We start from the raw sequence: 8,503 nt of genomic DNA, 5'->3' as shown, positions 1-8,503 counted from the left end.
CCATCGAGATCACCGAGACCATGCTCCCCGGACATGCCGCCCTGCCCAACGGATTCGGGCTCGACTACATCGGCGACGACGGGCGCACCGTCACCGCGGGTGTCGCCCCGAACGCGCTCACCTCCACCGAATGGCGCGATCCCTACGCCGGCACGCCGTGGCACAAGCACGTCCCCGCCCGGATCGAGCCCGCGCAGGTGAGCGTCAGTTCCAGATCTTGACCCGGTTGTCCGGTTCCAGGAACAGCGCGCCGGCATCGGCGCCGTCGAAGGCGTCGTAGAAGGCGTCCATGTTGCGCAGCACGCCGTTGCAGCGGAACTCCGGCGGCGAGTGCGGATCCACCGCCAGGCGCCGGATCGCCTCGGCCTCACGGGATTTGGTGCGCCATACCTGGGCCCACCCGTAGAACACCCGCTGCACGCCGGTCAGGCCGTCGATGACCGGAGCCGGCTGGCCGTTCAGTGACAACTGGTAGGCCAGCAGCGCGATCGACAAGCCACCCAGGTCGCCGATGTAGTCGAGCCCGAATCCGTTGGGCAGGGCGGCATGTCCGGGGAGCATGGTCTCGGTGATCTCGACGGTGGCCTCGGCGCTGCCGGTCGCGGTGCTGATGCGGGCCCGGCAGCCGTCGACGAGCCCCAGGGCCTGGGCGTCCTCGACGCTGACCCGCAGTGCGCCGTCGGCGTCGCGCTTGCGCCAGGACGGGTCGCGGAAGATGTCGTTGGCGGTATAGGCGCGCCGCTCCCCCACCGACAGCACGATCGGGAAATCCGGCGTGGTAAGCCGGGGCGGGGTGCGGGTCAGCGCCCCCAATTCGTCGAGCATCGCGGGGATTTCCAGGGCGATCTTGCGGTCGGCGTGGCTGATCAACGCGAAGTCGTCCTCGTAATTGTGCACGGTGAACGTCACCCCCGACGGGTTGTCCATGATCGCGTCGAACAGCGCGTTGCCGTCGGCGTGACCGGCGCGCCGCACGGCGTCGGGATAGCTCATCGCGGTTTTCTGGGCGAGGCCCCACAGGGCGGCGGCGCCGCGCAGTCCGTCGGGCAGGGTGGGCCCCAGCGTCTCGTAGAGAACATACGGAAGCAGCTGCGCCACAGTCGGATTGGTGGCGACGGCGGAGAGGAACGCCTCGGTGTAGGCCTGCCGTCCCCGCTGGGCGGCCTCGCGCAGGGGCCGCAGGTCCGCGTCGTCCACCACCCCGAGCGCCCGCACCAGCCGCGCCCAGATCTCGGGTTCGGGCAGGGTGCCCGGCAAGGGTGGCAGCAGTGGGCGGCGCAGCTGGAAGGTGTTGTGCGGGAATTCCAGGTTGAAGAAGGTGGCCTCCGGCTTCTCGAACTGGGAGGCGGCGGGAAGCACATAGTGGGCGAGCCTGGCCGTCTCGGTCATCGCGACGTCGATGACCACCATCAGCTCCAGAGATCCGAACGCCTCGCGGCAGGCGGCCGAATTCGCCAGTGAGTGAGCCGGATTGCTGCTTTCGACGATCATGGCCCGGAAGCGATCCGGGTGATCGGTCAGGATTTCCTCGGGCACCACGTTGCTGGGCACCAGCCCGGAGATGATCGGGGCGCCGGTCACCGGGGTGCGGCCGGAGAACTGGCCGAACAGCGGCGCGAACGACGAATGTAGGTGCTGGCCGCCCTGTTTCGCGAAATTGCCGGTGAAGATCCAGAGCAGCTTGTTCAGATAGGAGCACAGCGTGCTGTTGGGTGCCTGCTGCACCCCGAGGTCCTCGAACACCGAGACGCTGGCCGCGGTGCCGATGCGCCGCGCCGCCGCGCGCAGCAGTTCCTCGTCCACCCCGCAGTGCTGCGCGTAGCCGGCCACCGGAATCTGGCGCAGCGCGTCACGCACGGTGTCGGCACCGCGCACATGCTCGGCGAGAAACGCTTCGTCGCAAAGGTTTTCCTGTACGAGGATGGCGGCCAGCGCGGCCAGGCACCACGCGTCGGTGCCCGGCCGCACCCGCAGGTGGAAGTCGGACATCTTGGCGGTGTCGGTGACGACGGGATCGATGACGATCATCGAGCGGTTCGGATCCTTCGCGATCTCGTTGAGCACCACCCGGGCCCGCGGGAAGCTCTGCGACATCCACGGGTTCTTTCCGACGAACACCGCCACCTCGGCGTGCTCGAACTCGCCCCGGGTGTGGCCGCCGTACAGCTGGCCGTCGACCCAGGCCTCGCCGGTTTTCTCCTGCGCCAAGGCATTTGACCGGTAACGCGAACCCAGCGCCTTGAGGAAGGCGCCGCTGTACGCCCCGCCCAGGTGGTTGCCCTGCCCGCCGCCGCCGTAGTAGAAGATCTTGTCCCCGCCGTAGGCGTCGCGGATGTGTTTGAAGCCCTCGGCGATCTCCACGATCGCGGTGTCCCAGTCGATCTCCTCGTAGCTGCCGTCGGCGCGGCGGCGCAGCGGCGAGGTCAGCCGGGCGCGGCTGTTCTGATAGTGGTCCAGGCGCAACGCCTTGTTGCAGGTGTAGCCCTGCGAGGCGGGATGGGCTTTGTCACCGCGGATGCGGGCCAGCCGGCGATCCTCGACTTGAACCACGATGCCACAGTTGCATTCGCACAGAATGCATGCGCTGGGTTGCCATTCACCGGTCATTGCGGGTGTCCTTTCCGGCTGCCTGATAGGACGAGGTGGCCAGCAGCAGCTCGCGCAGCTGGCGATGGACGACGTCGAGGGGCATCAGGTCGCGTCGCACCCGGGCCAGCACGATCGCACCCTCGAGCGCGGTGGTGGCCAGGACGGCCAGCTCGCTCGCCCGCTCCCGCGGAACACCGTCGGCGATCAACCGCGCGGCGATCAGGTCGTTCCACCGGTCGAAGGCCGCGGCGGCGCGTTCGACCACCGGGGCGATGCGCTCGGCGTCCTGCTGTTCGCCCGCCTCGACGGAGACCGCCACGATCGGGCAGCCGGCGCGGAAGTCGGTATCGAGCAGCTGCCGGCGGTACTGGTCGATCAACGTGTCGATCAACTGCAGTCCGTCGGCCGCGCCGGCGATCACGGCGGCGACGTACTCGCCGGCGAAGTCGACGGCCTCGCAGAGCAACTGGGTGCGCCCGCCGGGGAAGTAGTGGTAGGCCGACCCCCGCGGCGCGCCGCTGTGTTCGAGCACGTCGGAGATGGCGGTGGCGCGCGCGCCCCGCTCGCGGATCAGCAGCGCGGCGGACACGACCATCCGCTCGCGTGGACTACGCATCGCAGCTCCTCAGCCATCGGGGTATGTATGATGCTATACATAACGCGCGCGCGAGCGGAACCCCCAGGCAACAACAACCCGCCTAACCGCAAATCGCCCATTCCCGCTCGGGAATGGGCGATTGTGCGCTGTCGCTGCGGGTTAGTTCATCCAGTCGGCGGAGCCGTCGTTCTTCTTGTAATTGCCGCCGCTGGAGTTCTTCACGACGATCGGGTCACCGGGACCGAAGTTGTCGAAGAACCACTTGGCGTTGGTCGGGCTGATGTTGATGCAGCCGTGGCTGACGTCGCGCTTGCCCTGGTCGTCCACCGACCACGGCGCGCTGTGCACGTAGTCGCCGACGTTGTCGAAGCGGACCGCGTCCTCCACCGTCACCTTGTAGCCGTAGGTCGAGTTGACCGGCACGCCGTAGGTCGAGGAGTCCATCACCACCGACGCCTTCTTGTCCTGGACGTAATAGGTGCCGTTGGGGGTTTGGTGATTGCCCGACGTCATGCCCATCGACATCGGGAAGGTCTTCTCGACGGTGCCGTTGCGGGTGACAGTCAGCTGGTGGGTGGCGTCGTCGGCGGTGGCGATCAGCGTGTCACCGGTCTGAAAGGTGGACACGGTGCCGCCGGCGTCGACCGTCACGGCGGTGTGGGCGGGCCAGAAGTTGATCGGCCGCCAGCGCAGCTGGGTCGGGGTCATCCAGTAGAACTTGCCCGGCACCGGCGGGACCGAGGAGACGTGCACCGCCGCGATGGCCGCGTCGGCGTTCTCGACCGTGCCCGGGAAGTTGATGATGATCGGCTGGCCCACGCCCACGGTCGAGCCGCTCTTCGGGACGAACGACGGCGGCCCGAACGGCGCCGTGCCGGTGAACGGCGTGTTGTTCTGCCCATCGGCGGCGCGAACGGGTCGGGCGGCGCGGGTGGTGCTGGCGGAGCCGCGACCGCGCCCGGGTCAGCGGGGGCCGGGTCCGGATCCGCCAGTGCGGGAACCGCACTCAGCACCAGCGCCAAGCCCACGACGGACGCCAAGCCGGCGGTGTTCAGAGCGGCGAAGAGGCCCTTTCCGGTCCTGTCCCTCGTCCTGCCCGACATACGCATACCTCCACTCGTGTTCTCGACACAGTGTGGCATAGGGCATGCGCCAGCTACCGTCAGCCGCGGCTGAACCGGGCCCGCAAGCAGCGCTGATTGCGTGGTTGAGCTGGGCGGCTATGAATCGGGTGAGCTTGTCGGAGCAACATCCAGCATCCGCCGGTTGGCCACGATGCCGGCCAGGGCGACGGCCATCAGGGCCGCCGACGCGGTCAGCATCATCGTGACGCTGCGTTCGAAGAGCAGGCCACCGGCCAGCGAGCCGGCCATGATGCCGACCTGGAACGCGGTGACGTAGAGCCCCGACGCGCCGTCGGGGTCGTCGGCCCCGTTGCGCATCGCGGCGGATTGCATCATCGGCGAGACCGCGGTGGCCATCGCCCCCCACAGCACGATGGCGGCGGTCCCGATCAGCGCGGTGGCCACGCCGGTCCGGCCACCGATCGCCAGGGCGGTCAGCGCCACGAAGGCCGCCGTCAACCCTGTGATGCACAGGATGATCGCGCTCTTGGGCCGGTGGTCCAGCGGCCGGGCCACCAGCGGCAGCGACAGCAGGCCGGCCAGCCCGTAGGCGGCCAGCACGAAGGCGAGGTTCGGCCCGCGCACCCCGAGCACGTTGCGGATGACCTCGACGATGTAGGTGTAGGAGACGAAATGGCCGGTGACGGCGATCATCGCCAGCACGCTGACCAGGATCAGCCGCGGGTTGCGGTGGTGTCGCGACCGCGGACCCACGTGGGCGAGCTGGTCGGAGGTGAGCACCATCTCCGGCAGCATCAGGCGGGCGGCGACCGTAACGGCGGCGGCCGCGACGGTGACGCACACGACGGCCAGGCGCCAGCCCCACATCAGGCTCAGGGCCGCGGTCAGCGGGCTGCCCACCACCAGCGCCAGGCTGGTGCCGACGTAGATCGACATGGTGGCGCGCCCGGCGTGGCTTGGCGGCACCAGCCGGGTGGCGATCGGTGCGATGACCGCCCACAGCAGGCCGTGGGTGATCGCGCAGAGCACCCGCCCGGCGGCCAGCACCGCGAAACTGGGCGCCAGCGCCGAGATGACCTGTGAGGCGGTCAGGCAGCTCAGGCTGAGCATGAGCGCACGACGCCGGGGCCAATGCGCGGTCCAGCGCACCAGCGGAAACGTCGTCAGCGCCGCCACGAAGGCATACCAGGTCAGCAGCGTGCCCACCGCAAACAGGCTGACGTGCAGGTCGCGGGCGATGGCCGGCAGCGCGCCCACCGGCAGGATCTCGGCGGTGACGTAGGTGAACGCCGCGGCCGCCAGCACAGCCAACTGAGCCGCGATCCGTGGGGTCCACGTTCGCGCGGCAGCATTAATTTCGGCAGTCATGGCGTCTGTATCGGCCGGACTACCCACTTCCTGGGTTGTCGCGCCTAATGCGATCACACTGCCTTACCGTACGGACCGCAACTACGCCTCCCCCTGAATCAGGGCCGATACGCAGGTCTCAACTGCGTCACCGATCAGGAACGAACCAGCCGCGCAATCGCGGCGGAGGCCTCGTCGAGCTTGGCCTGGGCGTCGTCGCCGCCTTCGGCGACGGCGCGGGTGACGCAGTGGTTCAGGTGCTCGTCCAGCAAATTCAGGGCGACCGACCGCAGGGCGCTGTTGACGGCGCTGACCTGGGTGAGGACGTCGATGCAGTACTTGTCCTCCTCGATCATCCGGGCGATGCCACGGACCTGGCCCTCGATGCGCCGCAGCCGTTTGGCGTAGTTGTCCTTCTGCTGCGAGTACCCGTGCTCGTCGGTCATCTGCCACCCCTGCTCACTCGGCCGCCCGTCGGCGGCATCACGCCGGACTCCAGCTTATACCCCAGCGGGGTATCACCCCGGAAATGGGCATCGCGACTGGCCAGCGCATACTTGAACAATGCCTACCGATCCGGCCACCACCGCCGACATCAAGCCGCGTAGTCGTGACGTCACCGACGGCCTGGAGAAGGCCGCCGCCCGGGGCATGCTGCGGGCCGTAGGCATGGGAGACGAGGACTTCGCGAAACCGCAGATCGGGGTCGCGTCGTCGTGGAACGAGATCACCCCGTGCAATCTCTCCCTGGACCGGCTCGCCAAGGCCGTCAAGGAGGGCGTGTTCTCGGCCGGCGGGTATCCCCTCGAGTTCGGCACCATCTCGGTGTCCGACGGCATCTCGATGGGCCACGAGGGCATGCACTTCTCCCTGGTGTCGCGCGAGGTGATCGCCGACAGCGTCGAGACGGTCATGCAGGCCGAGCGCCTGGACGGCTCGGTGCTGCTGGCCGGTTGCGACAAGTCGCTGCCCGGGATGCTGATGGCCGCCGCACGGCTGGACCTGGCCTCGGTGTTCCTCTACGCCGGCTCGATCCTGCCCGGCGTCGCCAAGCTGTCCGACGGCACCGAGCGCGAGGTCACCATCATCGACGCGTTCGAGGCGGTGGGTGCGTGCGCCCGGGGCCTGATGCCGCGTGAGGACGTCGACGCCATCGAGCGGGCGATCTGTCCCGGCGAGGGCGCGTGCGGCGGCATGTACACGGCCAACACGATGGCCAGCGCCGCCGAGGCGCTCGGGATGTCCCTGCCGGGCAGCGCGGCGCCGCCGGCGACCGACCGCCGCCGCGACGGGTTCGCCCGGCGCAGCGGTGCGGCCGTCGTCGAATTGCTGCGGCGCGGCATCACCGCCCGCGACATCCTGACCAAGGAGGCGTTCGAGAACGCGATCGCGGTGGTGATGGCGTTCGGCGGCTCGACCAACGCGGTGCTGCACCTGCTGGCCATCGCCCACGAGGCCGACGTCGAACTGTCGCTGGACGATTTCAGCCGGATCGGGTCGAAGGTGCCGCACCTGGCCGACGTCAAGCCGTTCGGCCGCCACGTGATGTCGCACGTCGACCACATCGGCGGCGTGCCGGTGGTGATGAAGGCGCTGCTGGACGCCGGGCTGCTGCGCGGCGACTGCCTGACGGTGACCGGCGCGACCGTGGCCGAGAACCTGGCCGAGATCGCCCCGCCCGACCCGGACGGCAAGGTGCTGCGCGCGCTGAGCAATCCCATCCACCCGACCGGCGGCATCACCATCCTGCGCGGATCGCTGGCGCCCGAGGGCGCGGTGGTCAAGTCGGCCGGTTTCGATTCCGACGTGTTCGAGGGCACCGCAAGGGTTTTCGACGGCGAACGGGCCGCGCTGGACGCGCTGGAGGACGGCACCATCACCAAGGGTGACGCCGTGGTGATCCGCTACGAAGGCCCCAAGGGCGGCCCCGGCATGCGCGAGATGCTGGCCATCACCGGCGCCATCAAGGGCGCCGGTCTGGGCAAAGACGTGCTGCTGCTGACCGACGGCCGGTTCTCCGGGGGGACCACCGGCCTGTGCGTCGGCCACATCGCGCCCGAGGCGGTCGACGCCGGGCCGATCGCCTTCTTGCGGGACGGCGACCGGATCCGCCTGGACGTGGCCAACCATGTCCTCGACGTCCTGACCGATCCGGCCGAATTCGAGGCCCGCCGCAGGGATTTCACCCCGCCGGAGCCGCGCTACAAGACCGGGGTGCTGGCCAAGTACGTGAAGCTGGTCAGCTCGGCCGCGATCGGCGCGGTCTGCGGCTGATCGCCGCCCCGGGCCGCACCGCGCCGGCCCGGGACCGGCGAATTGCCTTGCTGCTGAACCGAGTTCGAGACTACGCGTGCGTGCCCGCCGCGCGGGTGCGCATGCCGAAGTAGGTCGCGTTGAGCCCCAGGAACGTCAACAGCGCCCCCGCAACGACATTCGACCACGTCATGCCGGAGGTCAGCGTGACGCCCGGCAGGATCCACGTCGACACGATGACCCACACGCCCAACACCGGTAGCGTCCAGGTCATGCCGTGTGCACGATCCAGCGTCGTCGCGAACCCGTAGGCCAAGAACGCCACCGCAATCCCGACGATAAGGTCGGACGTGGCAAGCGATCCCGTCCCGTTGAATCCGATGATCCACGGCGACGCCGCCACGTACAGGCCCGTCAACAGGACCAGCCCGAACGTGACATGCGCACTCATCGACTCGGCAACGCGCTCGTAGCGCGCGCGAAGAGCCAACAAATCGGGGTGGTGATCGATTGATGAATGGACTGTACTCATTTTGTGACCTTTCTGTTATGCGACAAGCCTTTTGAGCGTTGCCGCACCCATCCATCTGCCGTCCAGATTACGCCCGCGCGCCGTGGACCAGCAACGAAA

7 protein-coding genes and 1 pseudogene are annotated in these 8,503 nt (G+C 68.8%); 2 read left to right on the top strand and 6 right to left on the bottom strand.

Translation table 11 applies throughout. The features are described 5' to 3' along the window. On the top strand, positions 1-221 hold a 221-nt coding region (locus A5659_RS05750; RefSeq protein ID WP_156748851.1), incomplete at its 5' end, for a hypothetical protein. Here the strand turns inward: A5659_RS05750 and A5659_RS05745 are convergent. The 5 genes and pseudogenes from A5659_RS05745 to A5659_RS05725 all read right to left on the bottom strand — a co-directional run bounded on the left by A5659_RS05745 (position 205) and on the right by A5659_RS05725 (position 6,065). Beyond that, positions 205-2,607 carry a molybdopterin-dependent oxidoreductase gene (locus A5659_RS05745; RefSeq protein WP_082975904.1) on the bottom strand — a complete coding sequence of 801 codons (2,403 nt, stop codon included), beginning with the start codon at positions 2,605-2,607 and terminating at the stop codon, positions 205-207. The genes A5659_RS05750 and A5659_RS05745 overlap by 17 nt on opposite strands. Next, positions 2,597-3,205, bottom strand: coding sequence for a TetR/AcrR family transcriptional regulator (locus tag A5659_RS05740; RefSeq protein ID WP_066876302.1), 609 nt, complete (start codon positions 3,203-3,205; stop codon positions 2,597-2,599). Before A5659_RS05740 ends, A5659_RS05745 begins: the two co-directional genes overlap by 11 nt. A 141-nt stretch (positions 3,206-3,346) precedes the next feature. After that, positions 3,347-4,290, bottom strand: a pseudogene (locus A5659_RS05735) (L,D-transpeptidase family protein). Between the two features lie 117 nt (positions 4,291-4,407). Then, the gene (locus tag A5659_RS05730) at positions 4,408-5,640 is read right to left on the bottom strand and encodes an MFS transporter (protein ID WP_066862511.1); all 1,233 of its coding nucleotides are present in this window, start codon (positions 5,638-5,640) and stop codon (positions 4,408-4,410) included. Between the two features lie 134 nt (positions 5,641-5,774). Continuing rightward, positions 5,775-6,065 carry a metal-sensitive transcriptional regulator gene (locus tag A5659_RS05725; RefSeq protein ID WP_067179697.1) on the bottom strand — a complete coding sequence of 97 codons (291 nt, stop codon included), beginning with the start codon at positions 6,063-6,065 and terminating at the stop codon, positions 5,775-5,777. A gap of 118 nt (positions 6,066-6,183) precedes the next feature. Here A5659_RS05725 and ilvD point away from each other — a divergent pair, with 118 nt between their 5' ends. Continuing rightward, positions 6,184-7,893 carry a dihydroxy-acid dehydratase gene (ilvD, locus tag A5659_RS05720; protein ID WP_067179694.1) on the top strand — a complete coding sequence of 570 codons (1,710 nt, stop codon included), beginning with the start codon at positions 6,184-6,186 and terminating at the stop codon, positions 7,891-7,893. 70 nt (positions 7,894-7,963) lie between these two features. On the opposite strand, the gene A5659_RS05715 is transcribed toward ilvD, so the two are convergent. Beyond that, positions 7,964-8,404 (bottom strand): SPW repeat protein, encoded by a 441-nt coding sequence (locus tag A5659_RS05715; RefSeq protein WP_066862502.1) that lies wholly within the window; start codon positions 8,402-8,404, stop codon positions 7,964-7,966. Positions 8,405-8,503 lie beyond the last annotated feature (99 nt).

Origin of the sequence: Mycobacterium sp. 1165196.3, assembly GCF_001673415.1 — a bacterium.
GTDB lineage: Bacteria > Actinomycetota > Actinomycetes > Mycobacteriales > Mycobacteriaceae > Mycobacterium > Mycobacterium europaeum_A.
The sequence above is the reverse complement of the archived record's forward strand: the minus strand, read 5'-3'. Positions and strand labels throughout refer to the sequence as shown.

Bases quoted from the DNA above. Each gene is read 5' to 3' on its own strand.
- A5659_RS05745 (WP_082975904.1), bottom strand. From the start codon at position 2,607: ATGACCGGTGAATGGCAACCCAGCGCATGCATTCTGTGCGAATGCAAC.
- A5659_RS05740 (WP_066876302.1), bottom strand. From the start codon at position 3,205: ATGCGTAGTCCACGCGAGCGGATGGTCGTGTCCGCCGCGCTGCTGATC.
- A5659_RS05730 (WP_066862511.1), bottom strand. From the start codon at position 5,640: ATGACTGCCGAAATTAATGCTGCCGCGCGAACGTGGACCCCACGGATC.
- A5659_RS05725 (WP_067179697.1), bottom strand. From the start codon at position 6,065: ATGACCGACGAGCACGGGTACTCGCAGCAGAAGGACAACTACGCCAAA.
- ilvD (WP_067179694.1), top strand. From the start codon at position 6,184: ATGCCTACCGATCCGGCCACCACCGCCGACATCAAGCCGCGTAGTCGT.
- A5659_RS05715 (WP_066862502.1), bottom strand. From the start codon at position 8,404: ATGAGTACAGTCCATTCATCAATCGATCACCACCCCGATTTGTTGGCT.